At 62.0% G+C, this 26,798-nt stretch carries 25 protein-coding genes; 13 read left to right on the top strand and 12 right to left on the bottom strand.

Going from position 1 to position 26,798, the window contains the following annotated elements:
• Positions 1–401 precede the first annotated feature (401 nt).
• From O3299_RS27670 to O3299_RS27660, 3 genes are all read left to right on the top strand, one after another.
• Positions 402–1,694 (top strand): sensor histidine kinase, encoded by a 1,293-nt coding sequence (locus O3299_RS27670; RefSeq protein WP_289906105.1) that lies wholly within the window; start codon positions 402–404, stop codon positions 1,692–1,694.
• A gap of 68 nt (positions 1,695–1,762) precedes the next feature.
• Positions 1,763–2,521, top strand: a complete 759-nt coding sequence (locus O3299_RS27665; RefSeq protein ID WP_305054516.1) for a LytTR family DNA-binding domain-containing protein — start codon at positions 1,763–1,765, stop codon at positions 2,519–2,521.
• A 164-nt stretch (positions 2,522–2,685) separates the two neighbouring features.
• Complete coding sequence (locus O3299_RS27660; RefSeq protein ID WP_289918459.1) at positions 2,686–3,876, top strand: PAS domain-containing sensor histidine kinase; 1,191 nt, start codon at positions 2,686–2,688, stop codon at positions 3,874–3,876.
• A 46-nt stretch (positions 3,877–3,922) separates the two neighbouring features.
• Here O3299_RS27660 and O3299_RS27655 read toward each other — a convergent pair whose 3' ends face one another.
• The 3 genes from O3299_RS27655 to O3299_RS27645 form a co-directional block, all read right to left on the bottom strand.
• Positions 3,923–4,870: a porin gene (locus tag O3299_RS27655; RefSeq protein ID WP_046682561.1), complete on the bottom strand. Its 948-nt coding sequence runs from the start codon at positions 4,868–4,870 to the stop codon at positions 3,923–3,925.
• A gap of 185 nt (positions 4,871–5,055) precedes the next feature.
• The gene (locus O3299_RS27650; protein WP_099665030.1) at positions 5,056–5,706 is read right to left on the bottom strand and encodes a class I SAM-dependent methyltransferase; all 651 of its coding nucleotides are present in this window, start codon (positions 5,704–5,706) and stop codon (positions 5,056–5,058) included.
• A gap of 61 nt (positions 5,707–5,767) precedes the next feature.
• A complete protein-coding gene (locus O3299_RS27645; RefSeq protein ID WP_034751505.1) occupies positions 5,768–6,709 on the bottom strand; it encodes a CysB family HTH-type transcriptional regulator in 942 nt (313 codons plus the stop codon).
• Positions 6,710–6,869: 160 nt separating this feature from the next.
• Between O3299_RS27645 and O3299_RS27640 the strand changes: the two genes are divergently transcribed.
• The 8 genes from O3299_RS27640 to O3299_RS27605 all read left to right on the top strand — a co-directional run bounded on the left by O3299_RS27640 (position 6,870) and on the right by O3299_RS27605 (position 14,654).
• On the top strand, positions 6,870–7,643 hold the full coding sequence (locus O3299_RS27640; RefSeq protein ID WP_289906107.1) for a sulfite exporter TauE/SafE family protein: 774 nt from the start codon (positions 6,870–6,872) through the stop codon (positions 7,641–7,643).
• An 82-nt stretch (positions 7,644–7,725) separates the two neighbouring features.
• Positions 7,726–9,414: a nitrite/sulfite reductase gene (locus O3299_RS27635; RefSeq protein WP_289906108.1), complete on the top strand. Its 1,689-nt coding sequence runs from the start codon at positions 7,726–7,728 to the stop codon at positions 9,412–9,414.
• Positions 9,407–9,967, top strand: a complete 561-nt coding sequence (locus O3299_RS27630) for a DUF934 domain-containing protein (RefSeq protein ID WP_099665033.1) — start codon at positions 9,407–9,409, stop codon at positions 9,965–9,967. The genes O3299_RS27635 and O3299_RS27630 overlap by 8 nt, the downstream gene beginning before the upstream one ends.
• A 9-nt stretch (positions 9,968–9,976) precedes the next feature.
• Positions 9,977–10,693, top strand: a complete 717-nt coding sequence (locus O3299_RS27625) for a phosphoadenylyl-sulfate reductase (RefSeq protein ID WP_305063652.1) — start codon at positions 9,977–9,979, stop codon at positions 10,691–10,693.
• Between the two features lie 40 nt (positions 10,694–10,733).
• A complete protein-coding gene (gene cysD, locus O3299_RS27620) occupies positions 10,734–11,645 on the top strand; it encodes a sulfate adenylyltransferase subunit CysD (protein WP_176390377.1) in 912 nt (303 codons plus the stop codon).
• A complete protein-coding gene (locus O3299_RS27615) occupies positions 11,645–12,961 on the top strand; it encodes a sulfate adenylyltransferase subunit 1 (RefSeq protein WP_251350055.1) in 1,317 nt (438 codons plus the stop codon). Before cysD ends, O3299_RS27615 begins: the two co-directional genes overlap by 1 nt.
• A 29-nt stretch (positions 12,962–12,990) precedes the next feature.
• Complete coding sequence (cobA, locus tag O3299_RS27610) at positions 12,991–13,755, top strand: uroporphyrinogen-III C-methyltransferase (protein WP_305063651.1); 765 nt, start codon at positions 12,991–12,993, stop codon at positions 13,753–13,755.
• 248 nt (positions 13,756–14,003) lie between these two features.
• The gene (locus O3299_RS27605; RefSeq protein ID WP_305063650.1) at positions 14,004–14,654 is read left to right on the top strand and encodes a hypothetical protein; all 651 of its coding nucleotides are present in this window, start codon (positions 14,004–14,006) and stop codon (positions 14,652–14,654) included.
• Here O3299_RS27605 and O3299_RS27600 read toward each other — a convergent pair.
• The 4 genes from O3299_RS27600 to lptF are packed head-to-tail and all read right to left on the bottom strand — an operon-like array spanning position 14,651 to position 18,334.
• Positions 14,651–15,619, bottom strand: coding sequence for a Stealth CR1 domain-containing protein (locus O3299_RS27600; RefSeq protein ID WP_305063649.1), 969 nt, complete (start codon positions 15,617–15,619; stop codon positions 14,651–14,653). The two genes, O3299_RS27605 and O3299_RS27600, sit on opposite strands and share 4 nt — an antisense overlap.
• Positions 15,616–16,023 carry a sirohydrochlorin chelatase gene (locus O3299_RS27595; protein ID WP_099665039.1) on the bottom strand — a complete coding sequence of 136 codons (408 nt, stop codon included), beginning with the start codon at positions 16,021–16,023 and terminating at the stop codon, positions 15,616–15,618. The genes O3299_RS27600 and O3299_RS27595 overlap by 4 nt, the downstream gene beginning before the upstream one ends.
• Positions 16,023–17,192 carry an LPS export ABC transporter permease LptG gene (gene lptG / locus O3299_RS27590; RefSeq protein WP_289900075.1) on the bottom strand — a complete coding sequence of 390 codons (1,170 nt, stop codon included), beginning with the start codon at positions 17,190–17,192 and terminating at the stop codon, positions 16,023–16,025. Before lptG ends, O3299_RS27595 begins: the two co-directional genes overlap by 1 nt.
• Positions 17,189–18,334, bottom strand: a complete 1,146-nt coding sequence (lptF, locus tag O3299_RS27585; protein WP_077401100.1) for an LPS export ABC transporter permease LptF — start codon at positions 18,332–18,334, stop codon at positions 17,189–17,191. The genes lptG and lptF overlap by 4 nt, the downstream gene beginning before the upstream one ends.
• Positions 18,335–18,401: 67 nt before the next feature.
• Between lptF and O3299_RS27580 the strand changes: the two genes are divergently transcribed.
• Positions 18,402–19,895 carry a leucyl aminopeptidase gene (locus O3299_RS27580; RefSeq protein WP_289906114.1) on the top strand — a complete coding sequence of 498 codons (1,494 nt, stop codon included), beginning with the start codon at positions 18,402–18,404 and terminating at the stop codon, positions 19,893–19,895.
• A gap of 186 nt (positions 19,896–20,081) precedes the next feature.
• Here the strand turns inward: O3299_RS27580 and O3299_RS27575 are convergent, their stop codons facing one another.
• From O3299_RS27575 to O3299_RS27560, 4 genes are read right to left on the bottom strand one after another with little or no spacing between them, the layout of a single operon-like run.
• Positions 20,082–20,609: a hypothetical protein gene (locus O3299_RS27575; protein WP_289906115.1), complete on the bottom strand. Its 528-nt coding sequence runs from the start codon at positions 20,607–20,609 to the stop codon at positions 20,082–20,084.
• A 10-nt stretch (positions 20,610–20,619) separates the two neighbouring features.
• The gene (locus tag O3299_RS27570; RefSeq protein WP_289900072.1) at positions 20,620–21,090 is read right to left on the bottom strand and encodes a CreA family protein; all 471 of its coding nucleotides are present in this window, start codon (positions 21,088–21,090) and stop codon (positions 20,620–20,622) included.
• A gap of 33 nt (positions 21,091–21,123) precedes the next feature.
• Positions 21,124–21,312, bottom strand: coding sequence for a DUF1653 domain-containing protein (locus tag O3299_RS27565; protein ID WP_034782199.1), 189 nt, complete (start codon positions 21,310–21,312; stop codon positions 21,124–21,126).
• Positions 21,313–21,322: 10 nt separating this feature from the next.
• Positions 21,323–21,694, bottom strand: a complete 372-nt coding sequence (locus O3299_RS27560; RefSeq protein WP_034751548.1) for a hypothetical protein — start codon at positions 21,692–21,694, stop codon at positions 21,323–21,325.
• A 569-nt stretch (positions 21,695–22,263) separates the two neighbouring features.
• Between O3299_RS27560 and xth the strand changes: the two genes are divergently transcribed.
• Positions 22,264–23,028, top strand: coding sequence for an exodeoxyribonuclease III (gene xth, locus O3299_RS27555; protein WP_251350048.1), 765 nt, complete (start codon positions 22,264–22,266; stop codon positions 23,026–23,028).
• Here xth and O3299_RS27550 read toward each other — a convergent pair.
• Entirely contained in the window at positions 23,025–26,687 is a 3,663-nt protein-coding gene (locus O3299_RS27550; protein WP_305063648.1) for an EAL domain-containing protein, read from the bottom strand. The two genes, xth and O3299_RS27550, sit on opposite strands and share 4 nt — an antisense overlap.
• Positions 26,688–26,798: the final 111 nt, after the last annotated feature.

The following is a 26,798-nucleotide window of genomic DNA, read 5'->3' as shown; positions in this document are numbered from 1 at the left end:
ACTTATCGACTGTTAATTGTTAAAGAACTGTATTCGGTTACTGCTTTCGCGCTATCGACAAAGCGTTGTGTTTGTCAGCTGCGAAGAAGGAAGAGTATGAAGCAATTTGCTACGTCCGTCAACTCCTTCTTTTTCTCGTCTCACTCGGCATTTGCATGCGTCGTTCAGCGAGGGGGCGAATTATAGCCGTGCCCTGCACTCTCCGCAAGGGCTATTTCCCCGCTCTCACAGCCCAGCAAGCCTTGTCTTCACTTCAAGCGCCTTTTTGTGCAGCCTGTCGCAATCGGCTGGCGTAGTTCGTGGTCTTTAGGCACAGTGGCAACATCAGACTCTGACGCGGCTCAACAAGAGGTTAAACTTGCCCGCTGCGTCGATTAACTCTTGTACTTGAAAGTGCCCCCATGCTTCCGATTTCCAGCCTGCCCCAATTGTTGAAAACCATCCTCGCTTGGTTGCAACGGGCATTCGACGCGACGACGACCTGGGTCACCCAACTGTCCTGGTGGAAATTCTTCCTGTTCGCTGCGCTGGCCCTGATCGCCGGTTCCATTTTGCAAGATGAACTGTTCTCGTCCAGTCAGAATGAAGAAGTGGTCATCAAGTCGCACAAGCGCAGCAGCAAGGGCTCGGGTGAAACCAATATCCTGATCGACGATACGGGCATCCATTTCAATCCCCGCAACAGCAAGAACCGGCGCAGCAGCACGACGGATGCGGCCAGCGAGCCGGCCGATGCCGCCGAGGCGGACGAGCACGCAAACGCCGTGCCGCCGGCGCCGCCGGAACCGCCGGCCGCCCCCGCCAAGCCCAGCTACCCAGTAACGACGAATGCCTCGGGCGAAGAAGTCCATATTGAACTGCCGCCGCAAATCGGTGAGGAATTGTCGAATGCCATCGAAGAAGCCGTCGATGATGCGGCAGAACAAAAAGTGTCGCGCTATCACCAGCAAGCGTCGACCTGGTTCAAGAGCTTTGTGTCCTTGCTGGTATTGGCCCTGTTCGCCATGAAGGCCTTGGTCGGCGGCAAGAAACGCGCGGAAGCGGAAACCGTCACGGCAAACGAGGCCGCCGAGCGCGAATCCATGCAGCGCCAGCTCAGCGAAGCGAAGATGCAGATGATGCAAGCCCAGGTCGAGCCGCATTTCCTGTTCAACACGCTTGCTTCCGTCGAACACCTGATCCAGGTCGACCCGCCGCGCGCGGCCAAGATGCAGCGCAGCCTGATCCAGTATCTGCGCGCCGTGCTGCCGCAAATGCGCGACAACGCCCTGATTACCAACCTGGGCCGTGAAGCGGACATGGTGCAAGCGTACTTGAACCTGCTGAAAATGCGCATGGAAGAACGCCTGACCGTCGACTTCCAGATTCCCGACGGCCTGCGCAGCGCCGCCTTCCCGCCCATGATGCTGCAATCGATGGTGGAAAATGCCATCAAGCACGGCCTGGAAGTCAAACCGGAGGGCGGCACCCTGCGCATCGTGGCCGAAGTGGCGCACAGCAAGCTGCGCGTGACGGTGACCGATGACGGCCTGGGCTTTGGCGTGGTGCCCAGCGATGGCACGGGACTGGGTTTGCCCACCATCCGCGAGCGCCTGAAGCTGTTGCATGGCGACCAGGGCAGCCTGACCATTACGCCAAATCAACCGTCCGGCGTGTGCGCCGTGATCGAAGTGCCATATCAATTGTCCAAATAAGACAGAGTAGTTGATAAAAACGCTAAATCATTGAATAATCAATCTTCGCCTGTTCACACTTGAGACCTATGCCTACCGCTATTATTGCCGACGACGAAAGACTGATGCGCGACCAGCTGCGCCTGCGCCTGGGCCAAGCCTGGCCTGAACTGGAAATCATCGGCGAAGCCAAGAATGGCGACGAAGCGATCGAACTGGTGGAACAACTCAAACCGGATTTTGCCTTCCTCGATATCCGCATGCCGGGAAAGACAGGCATGGAAGCGGCGCAAGTGATCGGCAGCAAGACGCATATCGTCTTCGTCACGGCCTACGATAGCCACGCCGTCGAAGCCTTCGAGCGGGGCGCAGTCGACTACGTGCTCAAGCCGCCCGAGCATGAGCGCTTGCTGGTCACCGTGGAGCGCCTGAAAACGCACTTGAACAAGCCGGCCCTGGACGTCAACAGCAGCGTCACGGCCATGCTGTCGCAGCTGGCGGAAAAAATCACGGCCAAGCCCACCTACCTGCAATGGATACAGGCCAGCATCGGCCAGGACTTGCGCATGATCCCCGTGGAAGATATCCTGTTCTTCCGTTCTGACGAGAAATACACCTGCGTGCAGACCGCCAAGTACGAGGCATTGATCCGCAAGCCCGTACGCGACCTGGCCGAAGAGCTCGATCCTTCGTTGTTCTGGCAAATCCACCGCGCCACCCTGGTCAACGTGAATGCCATCGAAGGCGTGACGCGCGACATCCGCGGCCGCCACCTGGTACTCATCAAAGGCAAGTCCGACAAGCTCGAAGTGAGCCGCAGCTTCTTGCACCTGTTCAAGCAAATGTAAGTCTCCCGCCGCCGCCCGGCCCAGGCCGGCGCGGCGCGCGCCCCTCTTCTTTCCCCTTCCTGCGCCACATCAAGCCACGCCGCGCCAACAGGCATAGGCTATATCAAGTCCTGTCCGTCGCTCCTGTCTTGCCTGCCTTCGTTCACGTTCGCAAGGAGAATCCCATGCCTGACCGAGGCAGTTCGACACTGCTGCGCATCCTGCCGCTAGGCATGGCAGCGATGCTTTTGCTGTGCTTGTTTCCTCCACTGAAAGCCCGCCGGCAGCGGCAGGCCCGCGGCCAGGCCATCATCGACAGCGCCAGCGACGCCTTCATCAGCATCGACAGCGGGCAAATCATCCTGCATGCGAACGCGGCGGCAGCCAGATTGTTCGACGACACGCCGGCCGGCATGCGCGGCATGCGCCTGGGCCACTACATCCTGCGCGACTTGCGCACCCTGGGCGGCCTGGGCAAGCACGATGGCGATCCGCCGTTTGGCGACATCAGCCAGGAGCTGCGCCTGACGGGCCGGCGCGCCACCGATTACACGCTGACGGGACGGCGCAGCGATGGCCTCATGTTTCCCCTCGAAGGCTCGCTCTCGGCCATGCAGGAAGACGGCCATAGCGTGTTTACCATCATCGTGCGCGACATCAGCGCGCGCCAGCAGATGCATGAACAGCTGGCCCGCTCCTTTTCGCAACTGCGCGAATTGTCGAGTGCACTGCAATCCATCCGCGAAGAGGAGCGCAAGCATATCGCGCGTGAATTGCATGATGACCTGGGGCAATTGCTGGCCACCTTACGCGTCGACCTGACCCTGGTGCGCCAGCACACGGACACCACCGAGTCCCTGCAAGCCTTGCTGCACAGCATGGATGGCTTGCTGGTGACGGCCATCACCTCGTTGCGGCGCATCGCCAGCAACCTGCGTCCACGCGCGCTCGATGAAGGCGGATTATATTTTGCGCTGCAAAAACTGCGCCACGACTTCCTGCTGCGCCGCGCCATCCATTTCGACTTGCTGGCCGACGAGGCCGACCTCGTACTCGACGATGCGCGCAGCACGGCCATCTACCGCATCGTGCAGGAAGCGCTGACGAATATCGCGCGCCATGCCGAGGCCAGCCACATCACCATCGCCCTGCACCGCATCGATTCCTCGCTGGCCATCACCATCCAGGACGACGGCCGCGGGATTGCCGAACACGACCTGGAAAAAGCCACGGCCCTGGGCTTGCTGGGCATGCGCGAACGGGTGTGGGGATTGAACGGCAGCATCCATATCGGCGCCGACAGCGAACTGGGCGGCACGCGCATCGACATCTCGCTGCCCATGCATGCGGAGGCGGCAGCGGCGGCGATGCAATAAAAAAGGCGCCCGCAGGCGCCTTTCACGTCGTCACATCGAACGATGCTTAGAACTTGTGTGCCAGGCCGATCTGGTACGAGGTCAGCGACTTCACGCGCTCGCGGCCAGCGTAAGCGTACACGTCGGTGCGCTTCGACAGGTGGTAGTCGTAGCCGACGCCGAATTCCTTGATGGTGTCCTGATCCTTGAACTTGTTGTTGCTTTGCTCTTGCTTGCCATACGACACTTTGGCATCGCCGCCGCCAACCGTGTAGTTCAGGCCGATCAGGTAGGACTTGAATTCACCAGTCGTGGCTACCTTGGTGTCGCCTTTCGAGTAGGCGGCCGTGATCTTGGCCGGGCCGAATTTATAGCCGCCACCGATGGACCACAGGTCAGGCTTGGCGGCCGTTGCCGTTGCTTGCACGGCTTTTTCGTAGCCGGCGTGCAAGCTGATCGGGCCGTTGTCGTAGGTTGCCAGGCCAATCACGCCTGCGTCAGCGCTGTTGACTTCGCTCAACACGTATTGCAGGCTGCCCACGAAACCTTCAAAGCTTGGGCTGTTGTAGGTCACGGCATTGTTGACGCGCGACGAACCGACGCCCGAACGCAGCAAGGTTTCATTGTTCTTGCCGACCACGCCGTAGGTGTTGAACGGATCGACGCGGGCGATGGTGCCATCGACCAGATTCTTGGTGCGGCCCAGGATGGCGGTACCAAACGCGCCTTTCAAGCCCACATACGCTTGACGGTCGAACAACACGCCTTTTTGCGCGCCGGTGTCTGCCAGGAATTCACTTTCCAGGTTGAAAATTGCGGACAGGCCGCCACCCAGATCTTCCGTACCCTTGAAACCGAGGCGCGACGCGTTGTTTTCGCGTTGTACCGTCGGCTGGCCAGTGGTCTTGGCAATACCGAGGTCAACCAGGCCGTACACGGTGACGTTCGATTGTGCTTGTGCCGTAGCTGCTGCGAAGGTGCCGATGATCAATGCTGCCAGAGTAATTTTTTTCACTTGAGATTCTCTACATTAGGTTGGACAAGAGTGGTGCTGCTTAGCTGCTGAACCGAATCATGCCCACCAAATACTTCAACAATATGACATCGACAAGATGTTGTTTTTTAGCACAACATCTTGTTAAATAAAAACAACAGGCGAAAAAAAACCGCCCGAGGGCGGCTTGTGTTGCCGTGACTGCCTTACTTCAGGCGGCAGCTCAGCAGCCAGTAGTATTCCAGGCGCTTCATGCGGATTTCGCGGGCCGAGTGGGCAAACTTCTTGCGCAGGTGGCTATCCGATGGGAAATTCTTCAGCACTTCATAGCGCTCCCCCCCCTCCGTCGTGCGGAACTGGTGGGTATTGCCTTCCAGGTCGGTGCGCGCGATGACCGTGCTGCTGCCGTCGACATAGGAATTGTCGATCAGCACCAGCAGGATGTCCTTGCCCAGCTTGCTGCGCAATTGCTTCAGGTATTTGTCCTGGTCTTCGCGCTTGACGTGCGACCACCAGAAACCGGCGAACACGGCCGTGAACTTGCCCAGCAGATCGTCCGGCAGATTGAATGCGTCGAGCTTGGCGAAGGTCACGTTGTCGGGCAAGCCGCGTGCCTGGGCCAGCGCCAGCATTTCATCGTTGATATCGGTGGCCAGCACGGACTCGGCCGACTCGGCGACCACTTCCGTCCAGTAACCGGTGCCGCAAGCCAGTTCCAGCACGGTGTGGCCTTCCAGCACGTCGGCGACCTTGTCGCGCAACACTTCCAGGTCTTCCTGGCGTTCGGGCTTGTCATAGACGCGCTCGTACTGCTGCGCGATGGTGGCGTAATATTTGGCAAGCTGATCGGTAATCATTGTTTCTTCTCTTCTTAAATAATCTTGGCCAGGCACCTCGCCCGGCCGATTTCATGCATTGTTATAGTTCGTAGTGCTCTTTATCACCGCTCATCGCCTGCTCGATGAGCTTGCGGTTCAGGGTCGGCGTCAGCAACTCGATAAAGGTGTAGATATAGCTGCGCAAATACGCGCCTTGCTTGACGGCCACGCGCGACACATTCATGCCGAACAGGTGGCCGACAGGGATGGCGCGCAAACCTTTGTCGCGCTCGGCATCGAAGGCCATACCCGCTATGATACCAATCCCCATGCCCAACTCGACATAAGTCTTGATCACGTCCGCATCGATGGCCTCCAGCAAGATGTCCGGCTTCAGGCCGCGCAGCACGAAAGCATGGTCGATCTTGTTGCGTCCGGCGAACGCGCTGTCATAGGTAATCAGGGGGAAAGCGGCGATTTCTTCCAGGGTCACGGACTTCGACTTGAGCAGCGGGTGGTCGACCGGCACCACCACCACGTGTTCCCATTGATAGCAGGGCAAGGTGATCAAGCCATCGATGGCGGCGATCGATTCCGTGGCGATGGCCAGGTCGGCCTGGTCGCGCTGCACCATTTCGGCGATCTGGCGCGGATTGCCTTGCAGTAAAGACAATCTTACCTTCGGGAACTTCAGCATGAAGGCTTGCACCACCTTGGGCAAGGTGTAGCGCGCCTGCGTATGCGTGGTGGCAATGGTAAAGCTGCCGCTGTCCTGCGCCGCGAATTCCTTGCCGATGCGCTTCATGCTGTCGATTTCCTGCATGATCAGCTCGACCGATTCCAGCACCAGGCGGCCCGGCTCCGTCAAGCCGCGGATGCGCTTGCCGTGGCGGGTAAAAATATCCACGCCCAGTTCTTCCTCCAGCTCGATGATGGCTTTCGAAACGCCCGGTTGCGACGTAAACAAGGCCTTGGCGGCGTCCGTCAGGTTGTAATTCTGCCGGACCGCTTCGCGCACGAAGCGCAGTTGATGGAGATTCATTGCTGGTTTGCCCTAGATTGCCGTGATTTGCCGAGTTTCCGCCCCACCCATGATTTTGCGTTCATGCATATACGCATATCGCATATAAGCAAATGCGTACTTAGTAGTTTGGATTAAACGCCAAGTTTATTACTATTGCGGGTACTTTGGGGGTGAAAGCATGACTTTGTCTTATATAGTCTCAGGATTTGCCGTAGGATTACTCGTAGGAATGACCGGCGTGGGCGGCGGTTCGCTGATGACGCCGCTGTTAACCTTGCTGTTTGGCGTGCCGCCTTCCGTGGCCGTGGGTACCGACCTGGCCTTCGCCTCAATCACCAAGAGCGCCGGCACGCTGACGCACCGTCTGCGCGGCACCATCCGCTGGGATATCGTCAAGCGCCTGTGCATCGGCGCCCTGCCCGCCGCCGTCGTCTCGACCCTGGCGCTGAAATCGTTCGGCACCCTGTCGCCGGAAATCGGCCAGATCATCCGTTACTCGATCGCCGGCTCCGTGCTGCTGACCGTCGTGGCGCTGATCTTCAAGGGCCGCATGCTGGCTTGGATCAATGCCCACCCCGAGAAACAATTACAAGGCAACAAGCTTGCCGCCGCGACCATTATTTCCGGCGCCGTCCTGGGCGTGCTGGTGACGGTGTCGTCGATCGGCGCCGGCGCCATCGGCGCCACCCTGCTGGTGATGCTGTATCCACGCATGAGCTCGGCCGAAGTGGCCGGCACCGATATCGCCTACGCCGTGCCCCTGACGGCCATCGCCGCCCTCGGTCACTGGTGGCTCGGCTCCATCCACTGGGAATTGCTGGCATCCTTGCTGGTCGGCTCCCTGCCCGGCATCACGCTCGGTTCCTGGGTCGCCCGCTCCGTGCCGGAAAAGTTTTTAAGAGTGCTGCTGGCGATGACCTTGACCGGCGTGGCAGTGAAGCTAATCTATTAATTGACCGACCATGTGACACGAACAGTATCAAGAACATAATCCCAGGCAATCTTCGAGCACCCCGGCTTTTTTAGGAATTGATATGTACCATTACGATCAGTACGACCACCTCATCATCAAAGAACGCATCGCCCAGTACCGAGACCAGGTTGCGCGCCGTATCGCCAATGAACTGACGGAAGAGGAATTCATTCCGCTGCGCCTGCAAAACGGCCTGTACATGCAGCGCCATGCCTACATGCTGCGCATCGCCGTGCCGTACGGCTTGCTGTCGTCGAAACAGATGCGCATGTTCGCGCACATCGCGCGCAAGTACGACCGCGGCTATGGCCACTTCACCACGCGCCAGAACATCCAGTTCAACTGGATTGAGCTGGAGCAAACACCCGACATCCTGACGGACCTGGCATCCGTGGAAATGCACGCGATCCAGACTTCGGGTAACTGTATCCGTAATACAACATCCGACCCGTTCGCCGGCGTCGCGGCCGATGAAATCATCGATCCGCGCCCGTACGCGGAAGTCTTGCGCCAGTGGAGCACCTTCCACCCCGAGTTCATCGCCCTGCCGCGCAAGTTCAAGGTCGCCATCAATGGCGCCGAGGAAGACCGCGCCGCCATCGCCGTGCACGATATCGGCTTGACGGCCGTGCGTAATGCGGCCGGCGAAGTGGGCTTCAAGGTCATGGCCGGCGGCGGCATGGGCCGCACCCCGATCCTGGGCAGCGTCGTGCGTGAGTTCCTGCCGTGGCAGCACTTATTGACGTATATCCAGGCCATCATGCGCGTGTACAACCTGCATGGCCGCCGCGACAACAAATACAAGGCGCGCATCAAGATCCTGTTGAAAGCCATCGGCGTGGAAGAATTCACGCGCCAGGTGGAAGCGGAGTGGGTCGATCTGAAGGATGGTCCGGAAACCTTGAGCGCCGAGGAAATGCAGCGCGTGGCGGACTTCTTCAATCCGCCCGCCTACCTGGCCCTGCCGGAACTCGACTACAAAGCCGAACACGCGGACAACAAGGCGTATGTAAACTGGCTGGCGCGCAACGTCAAGCCGCACCAGCGCCCCGGCTACGTGGCCGTGGTACTGTCCTTGAAGAAAACGGGCGTGCCACCGGGCGACGCGACGGCCGAGCAGATCGACTTCGTGGCCGACCTGGCCGACCGCTACAGCTTTGGCGAACTGCGCGTGACGCACGAGCAAAACCTGGTGCTGGCCGACGTGGAGCAATCGAAACTCTTTGCACTATGGCAAGAAGCCAAGGCGCATGGCCTGGCCACGCCGAACATCGGTTTGCTGACGGACATGATCTGCTGCCCCGGCGGCGATTTCTGCTCGCTGGCCAACGCCAAGTCCTTGCCGATCGCGGCCGCCATCGCGGAACGCTTCGACAGCATCGACTTCCAGCACGACATCGGCGAGATCGAACTGAATATTTCCGGTTGCATCAATGCCTGCGGCCACCATCACGTGGGCAGCATCGGCATCCTGGGCGTCGACAAGGATGGCAGCGAATGGTATCAAGTGTCGATTGGCGGCGCGCAAGGCAACAACGCGGCCATCGGCAAGATCATCGGACCATCGTTCTCTTCCCTGCAGATGCCTGAAGTCATCGGCCGCCTGCTGCACGTCTACGTGCGCGACCGCCACGAAGGCGAGCGCTTCGTCGACACGGCCCAGCGCCTGGGGCTGGCGCCGTTCAAGGAACACGTATATGCAACGCCGATCACCGTCGGCAACCTGGTGGGAGAAGACGAATATGTTTGAAGTACGCGAAGAAATCATCAAGAACGCCGCCGTGGTGCCGAATACCTGGGGCTTGCTGCGCCTCGATGAAAACGACACGCCGGAAACGGTGGTCGTTCCGGCCGGCAAGGTCATCGTGCCCCTGCTCGTTTGGCAAGCCCAGCGCGCAACCCTGGCCGCGCGCCTGCCCGACATCGGCGTGTGGCTGGCCAGCGACGAGCGCCCGGAAGAACTGGCGGCCGACGTGGCGCAACTGCCCGTCATCGGCGTGGATTTCCCGAAATTCACGGATGGCCGCGGCTATTCCATCGCCTTCAACCTGCGCGCCCGCCTGGGTTTCCAGGGGGAATTGCGCGCCATCGGCGACGTGTTGCGCGACCAGCTGTTTTCCATGCACAGGGTCGGTTTCGATGCGTATGCGACGCGCCCGGACCGCAGCATCCATGACGCACTGAAAGGTTTGTCTGTCTTTTCGGAAACCTACCAGGCGTCGTGGGATCAAAAATCGCCGCTGTTCCGCCGCCACCAGCGCGAAGGCCAGAATCCTGACCTCGACAACGCGGCCGGCATCTGAGGGCCCATCATGAGCGATCTGACTTCTTTGATACACGCCACCGAGCAAACGCTGACACGCATCGCCGCGGCTTTTTCGCCGGCCGTGTTCGCGTCCAGCCTGGCAGCCGAAGACATGGTGCTGACCGACATGATTCTCAAGGCGAAGCTGCCCATCGGCATCTTTTCCCTGGAAACAGGCCGGTTGCACCAGGAAACCCTGGCCGTGCTCGACAAGGTCAAGGCCCGCTACGCGCACGACATCACCCTGTACCGCCCGCAGCCGGAAGCCGTGGCCGCCTACGTGGAGCAGAATGGCTTGAACGCGTTCTACAATAGTGTCGAGATGCGCCGCGAATGCTGCCGCATCCGCAAGGTCGAACCGCTGGGCCGCGCCCTGGCCGGCAACAAGGCCTGGGTGACGGGCCAACGCCGCGCCCAGTCCACCACGCGCGCCGAATTGCACGTGCAGGAAGAGGACGCCGCGCATGCGATGACGAAATTCAATCCGCTGGCCGACTGGTCGGAAGAAGACGTGTGGGCCTATATCCGCGCCAACGACGTGCCGTACAACGCGCTGCACGACCAGGGCTACCCGTCGATCGGCTGCGAACCGTGCACGCGGGCCGTCCAGCCTGGCGAAGACGTGCGCGCCGGACGCTGGTGGTGGGAAAACCCGGATTCCAAGGAATGCGGCCTGCACATGGTGGACGGCAAATTGATACGCATCAAATCCGTGGCAGCTTGATCAGACACAACAGATACAGCAGAACAAGAAAGCACCCTATATGAGCAATATTTTGAACCAGCGTCACCTCGACAGCCTTGAATCGGAAGCCATCCACATCATGCGCGAAGTGGCGGCCGAATCGGCCAACCCTGCGCTGCTGTTTTCCGGCGGCAAGGATTCCGTCGTCCTGCTGCGTTTGGCCGAGAAAGCCTTCCGCCCAGGCAAGTTCCCATTTCCCCTCGTGCATATCGACACGGGCCACAACTTCCCGGAAGTCATCACTTTCCGCGACAAGAAGGTGGCCGAGCTGGGCGAGCGCCTGATCGTCGGCTCCGTGGAAGACTCGATCAAGCGCGGCACCGTGCGCCTGCGCAACCCGGCCACGGATTCGCGCAATGCGGCCCAAGCCGTGACCTTGCTGGAAACCATCGCCGAACACGGTTTTGACGCCTGCATCGGCGGCGCCCGCCGCGACGAGGAAAAGGCCCGCGCAAAGGAACGCATCTTTTCCTTCCGCGACGAATTCGGTGCCTGGGACCCGAAAGCCCAGCGTCCGGAACTGTGGGACCTGTATAACACCCGCGTGCATCCCGGTGAAAACATGCGCGTCTTCCCCATCTCGAACTGGACGGAGCTGGACGTGTGGCAATACATCGCCCGCGAGAAATTGGAATTGCCGCCGATCTACTTCGCGCACGAGCGCCAGGTGATCCCGCGCAACGGTTTATTGGTGCCGCTGACGGATCTGACGCCGCCGCGCGAAGGCGAAACGGTGGAAACGCAAGTCGTGCGCTTCCGCACCGTGGGCGATATCTCGTGCACCTGCCCCGTGTCATCGGATGCGGCGACGGTCGACGCCATCATCGCCGAAACGGCAATCACGCAAATCACGGAACGGGGCGCCACCCGCATGGATGACCAGACGTCCGAAGCCTCGATGGAAAAACGCAAGAAAGCAGGGTATTTCTAATGAACGCAGCAATCCAGAACACCAATCTCACCGACAGCGTCGAACGCGGCATGTTGCGCTTCATCACGGCCGGTTCCGTCGACGACGGCAAGAGCACCCTGATCGGCCGTTTGCTGTTCGACAGCAAGGGCATCTTCGCCGACCAGCTCGACGCCATGTCGCGCTCCAAGCACAAACGCACGGTGGGCGACACGGTCGACCTGTCGCTGCTGACGGACGGCCTGGAAGCGGAACGCGAGCAAGGCATCACCATCGACGTGGCTTACCGTTACTTTGCCACGCCGAAACGCAAATTCATCATCGCCGACACGCCCGGCCACGAGCAATACACGCGCAACATGGTGACCGGTGCATCGACCGCCGACGCCGTCATCATCCTGATCGACGTGTCGAAGGTCAAACTGGGTGACGATGGCAGCGTGGAACTGTTGATCCAGACCAAACGCCATTCGACCATCGCCCACTTGCTGCAGATCGAGCACGTGGTCGTTGCCGTCAACAAGATGGACCTGGTCGACTACGATGAAACGGTGTACAACCGCATCGTGGCCGCCTATCGCGAATTCGCCCAGTCGCTGGGCTTGAAGGACATCACGCCGATCCCCCTGTCTGCCTTGACGGGCGACAATGTCGTCGAACGCGGCGACAAGCTGGGCTGGTACACGGGTCCGACCCTGATCGAGCTGCTCGAATCGCTGTCCGTCTACGACGAATCGCACGACACGCCGTTCCGCTTCCCCGTGCAGCTGGTGGCGCGCCACAATGGCCACGAAGCGAACGACTTCCGCGGCTACATGGGCCGTATCGAGGCGGGCAAGGTCAGCATCGGCGACACCCTCGTGGTGCAGCCATCGGGCCAGACGGCAACCGTCAAGGATATCGTCACCCTGGACGGCTCGCTGCCGACGGCCGTGGTGGGCCAGTCCGTGACCTTGCTGCTCAATGAATACCTGGATATCTCGCGTGGCGACTTGCTGGCGAGCAACGATCGCCCTGCCACCCTGCTGAAACAGGTGGTGGCCGACGTGTGCTGGCTGTCGGAAGACGCGCTGGACCTGCGCCGCAAGTACTGGATCAAGCACGGCACGAAACAGACGGCGGCCAAGGTGACGGCGATCGAATCTATCCTCGACATCAACACGCAGCAGCGCCACCCGGCCGAAGGCTTGAAGCTGAACGACATCGCCCGCATCAGCCTGAACGTGCAGCAGGCGCTGGCGGCTGACGCGTATGCCGATATCCGTGCCACGGGTGCGTTTATCCTGATCGATGAAGTGACGCACCAGACCGTCGCGGCCGGCATGGTCCGGCTCTAACCCGCGTATCGTCCAGGAAAGGCAGCCATATGAACAGCTCCCCATCTCTCCCCGGCAAGGTCTACCTGGTCGGCGCCGGCCCCGGCGCGCAAGACCTGATGACCTTGCGCGGCGCGCGCCTGCTGGCGCAAGCGGACGTCGTGCTGCACGACGCGCTGGTCACCGAAGAGATGCTGGAGCTGTGCCCGCAGGCGCAAAAAATCCTGGTCGGCAAGCGCTGCGGCCAGTTGTCGACGGCACAGGCATTCATCAACAAGCAACTGGTCGACAACGCGCGCAAGCACGCCGTCGTCGTGCGCCTGAAAGGGGGCGATCCCATGCTGTTCGGCCGCGCCGACGAGGAATTGCGCGCGCTGGAAGAGGCGGGGATCGCCGTCGAAGTGGTGCCCGGCATCACCACGGCCCTGGCGGCCGCGGCCGCCACGCAGCAGCCGCTGACCAAGCGTGGCGTGTCGCGCAGCGTCGCCTTCTTTACGTCCAGCACGGCGCCGGGCGAGCCGGATCAGACGCGCATTCCCGACTGCGATACCCTGGTGCAATACATGGGTGGCCGCGAAGCCATCGCCACGGCCCAGCGCCTGCTGGCCCAGGGCCGCCGTGCCGATACCCCGGTGGTGGTGATTGAAAACTGCAGCCGCCCGGACCAGCGCATCGTGCGCCTGCCGCTGAGCAGCCTGGCGCATGGCCTGGGCGACACCCACGGCCCCGTGCTGGTGATGCTGGGCGACGCCATGGCCACGCGCGCGCACCAGGCCACGGAAGCAGCGGCCGCCATTCTGGCGCGCCATGCTTGAATAAACACACCGTATTTTACCGACTTTAAAGTCAGTAACTGACGTCTTCCGAGGAAACATGATACGATGCTCACGCATCTTTTCTCGAGAAGTTGTTGCGTGATAGCAAGAAAATCACGCTTCGCCCCGCCATAGCGCTTGCTGCGCGGCCTCCCGGCAGACGGGAGCCGCCCGGCAATCTCCCCGAAAAAAGCTGCGCCCGCAGGCTGCAATACCGCGCCGCGCAACTTGAGCCGTCACAATCAACAATGAATTTCTCTTCCGTGCGCGAAGCCCTGACTTCGCTCAGCCGCAGCAATGCCGGCGTCGCCGGCGCTGTGCTGCTCAGCATGCTCGCCTCCATCGCCCTGTGGACGGTATTCCCGAATATCGACGATGAAAACCACTTACTGGAATGGCTGCAGGCGCTGTTCCTGGCCCTGGCCTGCAGCGTGCACGGCACGCGCGCCTGGCAAGAGACTGACCGCCAATCCTTGCGTTTCCTCATGCATGCCGGCTTGTCGGCCCTGCTGTTCGGCTTCCTGCTGCGCGAACTCGATATCGACCAGTTCGGCACGGCGCCCGCCTGGGCCCAGCTGGAAAAAGCCCTGCGCGTGGTGGAACTGCTGATATTGATACGCGTGCTGATCTTTTTCGCACCGCGCGCGCGCAAGGTATTTGCCCATGCGCCGCAGATTTTCAGCATGCGCATCACCATCCTGACGGCCATCGGCGGCTTGCTGATGGTTGCCGGCTGGCCCTTCGACAAGAAGGTCTTCCATGGCATGCCGGACGCCTATGCGCTGCTGGGCGAGGAAATCTTCGAACTGGGCGCCTATCTGCTGCTGTTCCTCGCTTCGCTGTCCGACAGCGCAGCCGCCGCCCGCATCAGCCTGGCGCCGAAGACACAGCTGGCCTAGCCCAGTTCAAACGAGGATGGCAGCGGCAACAGCCGCTGCAAGGTAGCGGCCACGCGCAACAGGCGCGGGTCGTCGTCCTCGGCCTCGTCGCAGGTATCGTTGATACAGAAAAACGGCAAGCTGCCGAAACGCGCCGCCAGCTCCTCGAGCTGCTGCGGCGCCTGCGCATCGCCGCTGGCGATATGCAGCGGGTCGAGCATGCGCGAGCGCGCCAGCCCCTGATGCACCATCCAGCGCGGCACCAGGTCGGGCAGCAAGGCCGGCACCTGCCACGAGCGGAACACCGTCGCGCGCACGCCGGCAAACATGGCCGGCGCCAGCCCTTCCAGTACCTGCAGCGCGCTTTTCAGCATGGGCCGCGGCGCATGCGCATACAGGCGCGGTTCATGCCGGTAATCGGCGTACTGCGCCGACAGCCATTGCCGCGACAAGGTGGCGCAATTGACGGGCGCCGCCACGTCGGCGCGCAAGCCCTGCAGCTCATCCTGCAGCGCGCTCTCCGTGAAAACGCTCAACCGCCCGTCCCCTTCCCCGCCAAACCAGAATGCGGGTTCGAACGGCGCGCCGAAAAACACGTCGTCGTTCAGATACAGGAAACGCTCGGACAGACCCGGAATATGGTGCAGATACGATTCGATATGGCCGGAATCGAACACCGGCAGGGATGCATCGGGCATCAGGCTGGCATGGTCGATCACCGTCAGGCGCGATGAGGCGCGCAGCCAGCGGGGCACTTGCCGGTCCGTCAGCAGGTAGACATGGCCGTGGCCGGGGAAGAAGCGCTCGAGCGCGCGCAGGTTGTAGCGCAGTTCGCCATTGTCGCGGTAGCGCCCCGCCACGTTGCCGTGCAGGGCCAGCTGGCCGGGATGCGCCTGCGCCCAGGCGGCATATGCCTGCTGCCGGCGCGCGCGCCAGGCGGGATCGGCGCCGTCCACCCACAGGTAGACGATGTCGATGCCGTTCAAGGCAGAGGGCTGGAGCCTGGCGCCGCCACGCAGTAATCGGCGATGGCGGCAAGCACGCTGGCGTTCTCGCCCACCGCCTCGACCACCTTCAGGCGCAGTGCCGGATGCTGCTGGCGCAATTCTTCCAGCAACAGCGGCAGATCGCGCAGTACATGCCCGCCCTGTCCCAGGAACACGGGCACCACGGTGGCGTCCAGGATGGCGCCGGCGGGCAGCTGGGCCAGCAGGGTCGCCACCAGTTCGGGCAGGCGCGGCGACATCAGCTCCAGGAAGGCCAGGTGCACGCCGGTGCCCGGCATGCGCGCCTGGGTCAGGTCGCGCAGGCGCTCGAAGGGCGCGGCCCACGATGCGGCGCGCGCGCCATGGGCAAACAGGATCAGCGCCTGCTGCACGTTCGTCTCCATCAGTGCCGCTCCACCCACCACAGGGCGCCCAGCGCCAGCAGCAGGTACAGGGCGCTCGGCGCCACCGCCGTCAGAAAGGCCGGCCAGGTGCTGAGCAGGCCAAGATGCGAGAACAGGGTGTTGACCAGCATGAAGCTCACGCCGATCATGATGCCGATGAAGATCTTCAGGCTGATGCCGCCGCTGCGCGTATGCATGTAGGCAAACGGCAGCGCCAGCGCCATCAGCACGAAAATGGCCAGCGGATCGATCAGTTTTTTCCAGAAGGCGATGCGGAAACGCTCGGTTTCCTGCTTGTTCTCGGCCAGGTGGCGCGTGTACACGGCCAGTTCGCTGGCCGACATGCGCTCGGGATCGGACGCCGACACCGTCAGGATCTTCGGCGTCACTTCCGACGTCATGTCCTTGCTGGCGCTTTGCACCGTGCGCACCAGGCTCGTTTCCTGCCCATAGTAGTTCGCCAGCTTCGGCTCGAAGCCGGGCGAGGCGGCCGCGCTGTTCGAGAACGACGTTTCCGTCACCTCGGTCAGGCGCCAGATATTATTGCCCTGATACGTAGCTCCCTTGGCCACGGTCAAGGTGCGCAAACGCATATCGGTGTCAAATTCATACAGCTTGACGTTTTTCAGCTGGCCGTCCGGACGCGCTTCGCCGACATTGAAAAAGCGCGAACCGGTGACGGTGCCCGTCAAGCCCTCGCTCTTGACCATGTCCTTGGTCCACAGGCCGGAGCGAAACTCGCTCGACACGGCCGCGCCGCGCGAGGTCAGCTTGAGGCGTTCGGCCAGCGGTTCCGTGCGCGGCGTGATCAACTCGCCGAAGATGAAGGTGATGACGACGAAGACGATACCGATGCGGAACAGGAAACCGGCCGCCATCGCCGTCGACATGCTCGATGCGCGCATGATGGTAAATTCGGAGCTGGCGGCAAACTGCGCCATCGTGTAGATGGTGCCGATCAGCGCCGCGATCGGCATCACCTCGTACACGTGTCCCGGCACCAGCACCAGCACGTACAGGAAGGCATACTGGATGGTGTAACCGTTGCGCCCCACCTTGGGCAGTTCGCCCGTCAGGTCGATGAAGGCTTGCAGTGCCAGGAAGGCCAGCAGCACGAACAGCACCGCCTGGAATATCGAGACCGCAAAATAGCGCTGTAAAATCTTCATTTCGATGCCGCTTTACTTGTGTTGCCGGCGCGGCGCGCGCGCTTGAAAGCCGCCAGCAGGACCAGCGGATGATAGCGGTGGTTCACATTCAGGCGCCACGCGAACAGCCCCACCACGGCCAGCGCCGCCAGCAGGTGCAGCGGCCACCAGGCCAGGCCGAAGGTCAGGCGGCCCTGCTTCACGCTCGCTTCGATGACCTTGATCAGGTTGCTGTACGTAAAGAAAATCAGCAGGGCGATGATCAAATTGGTCGAACTGCCGGCACGCGGATTGACAAAGCCCAGCGGAATGGCCAGCAGGATCAGCATCAGGCCGATCAGGGGCGCACTCACCCGCCACAGCAATTCGGCCATGGTGTAGGGATTCGGCTCGGCGATGAGCGCCATGGTGCTCATGGCGCGCACGCCCAGTTCCGCGCCCAGTTCCTGCTGCTTGCTCTCGATGCGCATGATGTACTGTTCGAATTCCATGGTCTGGAAGTCCGCCTGCGTCGGCACGCCCTGGTAGCGGCGGCCGCTCTTGAGGACCAGGAAGCGTTCGCCCTTGGCGTCGGTGTTGATCACGCCTTCCTTGGCGACGACGACGACGGCGCTGCCTTTTTCATCGACGGTATTGACGAAGACGTTCTGCACCACGGTCTTCTCGCCGCTGACGCCCTCGACGAAGAAGATGCGGTTGCTGCCGGCCGATTCGCGGAACTGGCCAGGCGTGACTTTCTGCAGGTCTTCGCGCTTCTCGAAGCGCGCCACGTATTCATCGCTCTTCTTTTGCGCCCACGGCGTGGCGTACAGGCTCAGGATGCCGGTGGCCAGCACCAGCGGCAAGCCGAAGCTGAGCACGGGCCAGATCCAGCGCGACAGGCTCAGGCCGGACGCGAACCACACCACCATCTCCGACTCCTTGTAGCTGCGGGTGACGACCATCAGCACCGAGATGAAACCGGTGAGGATGAGGATGGTGGGCAGCTGCATCAGGGCGGAAAAAACCATCAGCGACATGACGTCGGACGACGCGATCTTGCCGCCCGCCGCCTTGCCGAGAATACCGATCAGCATCCAGGTGAGCAGGATGCTGAACAAAACTGTGAAGGTGGCCCCGGCGGCACTAGCCAATTCACGTCGAAGGGCGCGTTGAAAGATCATTCGGAGTTTATAATTCGGGTCAGTTAGTTGAGTAACACGTTACTAGTAAATGAAAACGGAGAACCAAATGGACTTTAGCATAAAAGCATTCGATACCAAGAGCACCCTCGGCACGGCCAAAAGCGGATGCATCGCGGTTGCGGTATTCGAAAACAAAAAACTGTCGCCAGCGGCAAAATCGCTGGACAGCAAGGGTGCGATTTCGGCTGCGCTGAAGTCCGGCGACATCAGCGGCAAGCCTGGCAGCACTTTGCTGCTGCGCGCAGTCGATGGCGTCGCCGCCGAACGTGTTCTGCTGGTAGGCATGGGCAGCGATGACGCTGTCAGCGAAAAAAGCTTCACGACCGGCGTACAAGCCGCACTGAAGGCCTTCGGCTCGCTGGGCGCTGCGGACGCCATTATCGCACTACCGCTGACTGAAGTGAAAGAGCGCGACGTAAATTGGGCAATCCGTTGCGTGGTGCAAGCCGCACATGACAGCGAATACCGCTGCGACTCGCAAAAAAGCAAAAAAGATCCGGCACCGGCAGGCGTGCGCAAGATCGTCCTGGCGGCGCCTGCAACGGCAGCCACGCGCGGCGCGCTGGCGCAAGCCATCGCCATCGCCAACGGTTCCGACCTGACGCGCAACCTGGGCGACCTGCCGGCGAACATCGCCAATCCGACCTACCTGGCCAACACGGCCAAACAGCTGGCCAAGGATTACAAGTTCGAAGTCGAAGTGCTGGACCGCAAACAGCTCGAAGCGCTGAAAATGGGCAGCTTCCTGTCCGTCACCAACGGCAGCGAGCAACCGCCGAAGTTCATCGTCCTGAAACACATGGGCGGCAAGGCCAAGGATGCGCCAGTGGTCCTGGTCGGCAAGGGCATCACCTTCGACACGGGCGGCATTTCGATCAAGGCCGGTCCTGGCATGGATGAAATGAAGTACGACATGTGCGGCGCCGCCTCGGTCCTGGGCACCTTCCGCGCCATCGGCGAAATGAACCTGAAGCTGAACGTCATCGGCGTCATCGCCGCGTGCGAAAACATGCCGTCGGGCCGCGCCACCAAGCCGGGCGACATCGTCACCTCCATGAACGGCCTGACCATCGAAGTGCTGAACACGGACGCCGAAGGCCGTCTGGTGCTGTGCGATGCGCTGACCTACGCCGAACGCTTCAAGCCGGCAGCCGTGGTCGACATCGCCACCCTGACGGGCGCTTGCGTCGTCGCCCTGGGCCACCACAACAGCGGCCTGTTTACGCGCAGCGATGCGGCGCATGACCAGCTGGCCAATGAATTGCTGGCAGCGGGCAAGCAGTCGAGCGACACGGCATGGCGCATGCCGATCGAAGAGGCGTACAACGAGCAGCTGAAGTCGAACTTCGCCGACCTGGCCAACATCGGCACGCCAGGCGGCGGTTCGGTGACGGCAGCGGCCTTCCTGGAAAACTTCACCAAGAAGTACACCTGGGCGCATCTGGACATCGCCGGCACGGCGTGGAAGTCGGGCGGCTCGAAGGGCGCGACCGGTCGTCCCGTCCCCCTGCTGACGACGTTCCTGATCAACCGCGTGTAAGAGAACGCCAGACCAAACCTACTGCGCGGGGCTATTGGCGGCCGGCGATGCTCGCTGTACATAAAGTACAGCTGCGCTTCTCGGCCACCACTAGCTCCCGCTCGCTACGGTTTTGTCAGGCGTCGTTACGCAAGAAGACAGCCGCCATGGTCACTGACCCTGGCGGCTTTTTTATGTGCAGTTGAATCAGTAGACGACGGGATTAGGCAGAGGCGATGGCGCCACTTTGGGCTGCACCACCGCTTCCGGCACGGCGGCCGCGGGCGGCGGCGCTGAAATCGGCGCGGGCGGCGGCGCCAGGCGCGCGGGGTCCTGCATGACGATGGTCAAAATGGACGGGTAGTCGAAGCCGGCGCCCGTGTTGCGGTCGACGAAATAGCCGACGCCCAGGGTCAGGATGACATTGCCCCAGACGCTGCCATTGAGCTTGGGATCGATGTGGTCGTCCGTCGCGATGGCGGGCGAACCGTGCTTGCGGCAATCGACCTTCAGCGGTTCCTGGCTCTTGCGGATAGTGATGCGCCCGGGCGTGGTAACGAACCATTTGCCCACGTCGTTGCTGAGGATGCAGCCGGCGCCCGTCAGCTCGCGGTTGTCCTGGATGGTTTGCACCAGCACCATCTGCTCGGTGTTGCCCGTCAGCGTGGCGCAGCCGCCCAGACCCAACAGCAGCAGCGTCCTGGCGGCAAAGGGAGCAGACAGCGGCACGCGCATGGGAGCTCGCTTAACGGACGGGAATCGGCTGGTCGCCAGGCACGGCGACGGCGGTGACGCTGTTTTTCGGACTGCCTTCGATCAGGCGGTCGGAATACACGAGGTAGACCAGCGCATTGCGCTTGCTGTCGACCATGCGCACGACGCGCACGTGCTTGAAGAAGATCGAGGCACGCTCGGTAAACACTTCTTCCTGGCGCGGCAGCTTGCCCTTGAATTGCAGCGGCCCCACCTGGCGGCAGGCGACGGCCGCATCGGCCTTGTCTTCGGCCAGGCCGACGGCGCCCTTGATGCCGCCCGTCTTGGCGCGCGACAGATAGCAGCTGACGCCGGCGACGCGCGGATCGTCATACGCTTCGACGACGATCTTGTGGTCAGGGCCGATCAGTTTGAACACCGTGTCGACCGAACCGATGGTTTCGGCATGCGCCGTGGCGCAGGCAAGGCCCAGCACCAGAGCGGCAGGCAGCAATTTACGCATGAAGAGTATCCCGGGCACGCACGCAGGCGGCCATCAGTTGATGGGAGCGAAACGCTGGACCATGACGCCTTCGACTTCGATCAGTTGAAAGAACACGTCTTTCGGCCGGGTCCAGATGGAACCGTCGGCGGCGCGATACACGATCATCGGCGTCAGATCAGCTTCCAGCGTGGCTTCGCACACCAGTTCATAAATGCCGCCCTTGTAGTGCCGATAACGCATCGCCGTCCCCTCAAGCCGTGGAATCTTCGCTCTTGTCGTCGGCCAGTGCCTTCTGCTTCTGCTTCAGGCCCTGGATCACTTTCAGTATGCCTTCCATGCCGGCCGCGCCATCGGCGCCGCTGAAGGCGTCGAGCACCTCATTGAGCACCTTGTTGCGCACGGTCGCTTCATCGGAAGACATTTCCAGCGCGCGCTGGGCTTTCGCCGCCTTTTCGGCCGCGCTCACGCGCGGCTTGGCAGCCGTCTTACCATGCGTCAGAGCAGCCTGCCAGATAACCCAGCGGCGCTGGGTCTCGAAAATCAGGTACTCATCCGGTTTGTCTTCTCTTCGCCGCACAATGTGGCCGTCACGCTGCGCCCACGCTTCAAATGCAGTTCGCATTTTCTTCCTTTGCAAATGCTACGCGCAAGTCTCACTATTAAAACTGCAACATTTCAAAATAGTACCATCTATTGATGTCGCAAAACAGTCTCATAGATATAGTACTGCAATTTATATAACAAGTCTGGCGGCGCCAAGGACGGAATTGACACTCCGTCCCCGGCACAGTGGTCATGTAATCGGAATAGCAATTACAACTAATTACAACTGCTTCCTGTTCGGTTCTTAACTTGGCTGTAACAAAGCCGTATGACACAGTTGTTACACGGTGCCATTTTAGTAGTTTTTATCGCGTTTTAGCGAGAAACTTTACACCTTTGTCGCGTTAAACGGCCAGACGCATCCTGCCGCGCCAGCCACTTATGCCAAATCAAACATAGGGGTTGATCAATGATACACAAAAACATAATATTCATGCGCCACGATTGGTTAAGTATAAATATTTTATTTGCACTCTTATTCCCGGCAAGTAAATAAAGCCCGCACCGGCCAGGCAGCGCAGGACGCCGGCGACACGCATGCGGTAAGATTCGCGCCTATCGATACCTATTCAAGCAAGGATTTTTCCCATGAAACTCGCCACCTGGAACGTCAATTCGCTCAAAGTGCGCCTGCCGCAAGTGCTGCAATGGCTGACGGACAACCCGGTCGACATACTCTGCCTGCAAGAAACCAAGCTCACGGACGACAAGTTCCCCGTCGCCGAAATCGAGGCGGCCGGCTACCAGGTGGTCTTCAGCGGCCAGAAAACCTACAACGGCGTGGCCATCCTGTCGAAGCTGCCGATCACCGACGTGGTGAAGAACAACCCGCGCTATGAAGATGCGCAGCAGCGCATCCTGGCCGCCACCGTCAAAGGCGTGCGCGTCGTCTGCGCCTACGTGCCGAACGGCCAGAGCATCGATTCGGACAAGTACGAGTACAAGCTGGGCTGGCTGGCCGCCCTGCACGACTGGCTGGCCGAAGAAGCGCAGCAGCACCCGCAACTGGCCGTCGTCGGCGACTACAACATCGCGCCCGACGACCGCGACGTGCACGACCCAGTCGCCTGGGCCGGCCAGGTACTGGTGTCGGACAAGGAACGCGCCGCCCTGCAGCGCCTGTTCGACATCGGCCTGACGGACGCCTTCCGCCTGTTCGAGCAGGCGGACAAATCGTTCAGCTGGTGGGATTACCGCCAACTGGGCTTCCGCCTGAACAAGGGCCTGCGTATCGACCACATCCTGCTCTCGCCCGCCCTCGCCGCCCGCTGCACGGCCTGCGTGATCGACCGCGTGCCCCGCAAATGGGAACAGCCGTCCGACCATGCACCCGTCGTGGCAACGATTGATTAACTAAGGGCTATCCGCTCCAGCAAGGCCTGTGCATTCGCGGCAGGCACGGGAGCGGAAAACAGATAGCCCTGCGCATAGCGGCAGCCGTTCGCCTGCAGCAGGGCGAACTGCTCTTCCGTCTCCACGCCCTCGGCCACGGCCGACAATTGCAGGCTGTCGGCCAGCGCGATGATGGCCGCCACGATGGCGCGGTCCTCTCCGCTGTGTTCGAGGTCCTTGATGAAGGCGCGGTCGATCTTGACCTTCTTCACGGGGAAGCGCTTCAGGTAGGCCAGGCTGGAATAGCCGGTGCCGAAATCGTCGATCGACAGGCGCAAGCCCATGCCATTGATCTGCCGCAAAATCTCCAGCGTATGCTCGCCGTGCTGCATCAGCGCCGTCTCGGTGATCTCGAATTCCAGCAGCGCCGGATCGATGCCCGTTTCCCGCACCACGGTCCCGATGGCCGCCACCAGGCCCTTGTGCATGAACTGGCGCGGCGACAGATTCACCGCCAAGGGCACGGGCTGCAAGCCCTGGCGCTGCCAGGCCATGCTTTGCTCGCACGCCTGGCGCATCACCCACTCGCCCACCGGCACGATCAAGCCGTTTTCCTCCATGATGGGGATGAAGCGGTCCGGCAGCACCAGGCCGTGGCCTGGACGGCGCCAGCGCAGCAGCACTTCCATGCCGTGCAGCCGGCGCGTGGCGATATCGATGACCGGCTGGTAAAACAGCTCGAACTGCTGCAGCGCCAGCGCCGTGCGCAAGCTGCTTTCCAGGTCGAAGTGCAGGGCCGCCGCCTGGTTCATCGTCTGCGTGAAGAACTGGTAGTTGTTGCGGCCATTGCCCTTCGCGTGGTACATGGCCGCATCCGCATGGCGCATCAGCGCGTCGACATCGCCGCCATCGTCCGGATACAGGCAGATGCCGATCGACGGCGTCACGTGCAGCACGTGGCCGTCGAGCGGAAAGGCGGGCGTCAGCGCCTCGATGACCTTCTCGGCCACGTGCGCCGCTTCGTCGCTGCCGCGGATGCCCGGCACCAGAACGACGAATTCATCGCCGCCCAGGCGCGCCACCGTGTCGCTGGCGCGCACGGCGCCGCACAGCCGGGCGGCCACCTCCTTGAGCAGCAGGTCGCCCGTCATGTGGCCCAGCGAATCGTTGATGGTCTTGAAGCGGTCCAGGTCGATGAACATCACGGCCAGCTTGCGCCCGGAACGCTGCGCGGCCAGCATGGCCCGCTCCAGCCGGTCCGACAGCAGCGCGCGGTTCGGCAAGCCCGTCAGGTTGTCGTGGTACGCCATGTGATGCACCCGCGCCTCGGCCTGGCGCCGCTCGACGATTTCGCCCTGCAGCAGCAGGTTGGCGCCGGCCAGTTCGGCCGTGCGCTCCTGCACGCGCAATTCCAGCTCGTCGCGCGCGCGGCGCACCGCCTCGGCCGCCTCGCGGCGCGCCGTCACGTCGTCAACCAGCCACACGGAACGGCCATGCGCATGCGCCAGGTCGAACGGCCGGCCGGACAGGCGCGCCCAGAAGCGGCTGCCATCCTTGCGCACCAGCTGGTATTCGGACATGTGCACCCTGCCCGCGTCGAAATCGCGCGCCGTCTCGCCGCGCGCCGCCTTCCACGCGGCCACGTCGGGATACAGGGCCTGCACCGACAGGCCGTTGATCTCGCCGGGTCCATAGCCGAACAGCTCTTCCATCTTGCTGTTGGCGCGCAAATTGTGGCCGCCCTCCACCACTGAAATGCCCAGCACGGCGCTGTCGAGGATGGCCTGGTTTTCCAGCAGCGCGTTGCGCAGGGATTCTTCGGCGCGCTTGGCTTCCGTGCGGTCCTCGATGATCCAGATGGTGCCGGCGGCGGGATCGTCGGGATTGACGACATAGGCGATCAGCTGCGCCCACAAGGTCGTGCCGTCGCGGCGCATCATTTCCACTTCCGTCTGGAAGGGCTTGGCCAAGGACAGGAAGGGAAAGGCCGCCGCGCCCAGCAATTCGTAGGATTGCTGCGACACGTACAGCGCGCGCCCGGGCAAGCCCAGCGCCTCGTCGCCGCTGTAGCCGAACATGGCGGCAAAGCCCAGGTTATAGCGCGTGATCTGGCGGTTCTTGGTATACAAAATGCTCACCGAGGCATTCGTCATGATGGCCGCCACTTCCATCTGCGTCTGGCGGCTGGCCGTGACGTCTTCCAGGATCCAGATGGCGCCCTGCTCGCTGTGCGCCTGGTCGACGGCCTTGGCGCGGATGCGGCACCAGAACAGGCTGCCGTCGCGGCGGCGGAACAGCGATTCATCCTGCTCGTACGGCAAGCCCTGCCCCAGCAGCGGCGTGGCTTGCACGCCAAACGCCTCGTAGGCGGCGGGGGAAGGAAACAGCTCGGCGGCGGGCAAGCCCGTCATCTCCTCCTGCGCGTAGCCGAACATTTCGGCGAAGCGGGGATTGCAGCGCAGGACCAGGCGCGAACGGGAAAACAGGATGCCGACGGAGGCGTTGTCGAGGATAGCCTGCTGCTCCAGCATCAGCTGGCGCGTCGCCTCCTCGGCCGCCTTCTGCGCGCTGCGGTCGTCGAACAGCCAGATCGTGTCGCGCAAGCCGCGGTCCGTCTGGCTCTCCGGGTTCAGGACATAACCATACGCCAGCGCCCAGAAAGTGGAACCGTCGCGGCGGCGCATCTCCATCTCGCCCTGGAACGGCTGGCCGCGCCGCAGCAGGGGCGACGCCTGCCTGACGACATTTTCATACGCCGCGCGCGACGGATACAGGTCGGCGACGGCCATGCCCACGCCGCTGTCGCCATCGAAGCCGAAGCATTCGGCGAAGCGCCGGTTATAGCGCAGCACGCCCTTGTCGCGCTGAAAACCGATGGCCAGCGGCGCGTTGTCCATCACGGCCTGCATTTCCAGCATGGCGCGGCGCAGCTGGTCTTCATCGCGCCGGTGGTCGCTGATATCCTCGATGATCCAGACCGTGCCGTCATGGGTATTGAGGGGGTCGACGGCGCGCCCGTGCAGGCGGCTCCAGAACAAGCTGCCATCCTGGCGCCGCAATTCCAGTTCGGTGCGGTACGGCTTGCCCTTCGACAGCAGCGGCGCCGCTTCCAGTCCCAGGGCGCGGCAATGCTCGGCGGAGCGGTACAGCACCGCGCCCGGCATGCCCGTCAACTGGTGGCGCGCGTAGCCGAGCATCTCGGCGGCGCGGATATTGCACTCCTCGATGAAGCCGCCCTTGGAAAAGACGATGCCAACGGCCGCGCTTTCCAGGATGGCCTGCTGCTCGAGCAAGGTCTTGCGCAAGGCGTGCTGGTCGCGCTGCTGCACGCGGATGTCGGCAAACACGAGGGTCGCGCCGGGCAAGCCATCGTCCACCAGCAGGGGCCGGGACCAGACCTGCACGGCGATGGCGCCCGCCGCCCCTTCCAGGCTGCTGTCCCAGTGCCGCTCGCGCCCGGCCGCGCCGAGCGCGCCGCGCAGCATGCTGGTGCTCGACGCGCGGTAGGCGTCCGTAAAGCAGTCGGCCAGCAGCCGGCCCGCGATATCCCGGCCCAGCAAGGCCTGCAAGGCGCCATTCGCCGCCACCACCATGCCGCAGGCATCGCAGGCGCAGGCCGGCAAGGCGATCAGTTGCAAGGCATCGGCGATGAAATCGGGACTGGTCGGTACGCGGTTCATGGACACCATGGGACGGTTAAGGACAAGATAAACATGCGCCTGGGAAAAAGATTCTTACAAGCATCATGGTGCTGCTAGATCATAAACCAGTTTCCCACGGTTTTTTCATAT

It is taken from the genome of Janthinobacterium sp. SUN176 (genome assembly GCF_030587335.1).
GTDB lineage: Bacteria > Pseudomonadota > Gammaproteobacteria > Burkholderiales > Burkholderiaceae_D > Janthinobacterium > Janthinobacterium kumbetense.
Note: the sequence above shows the minus strand (reverse complement) of the source record. Positions and strands in the feature narration are given on the sequence as shown.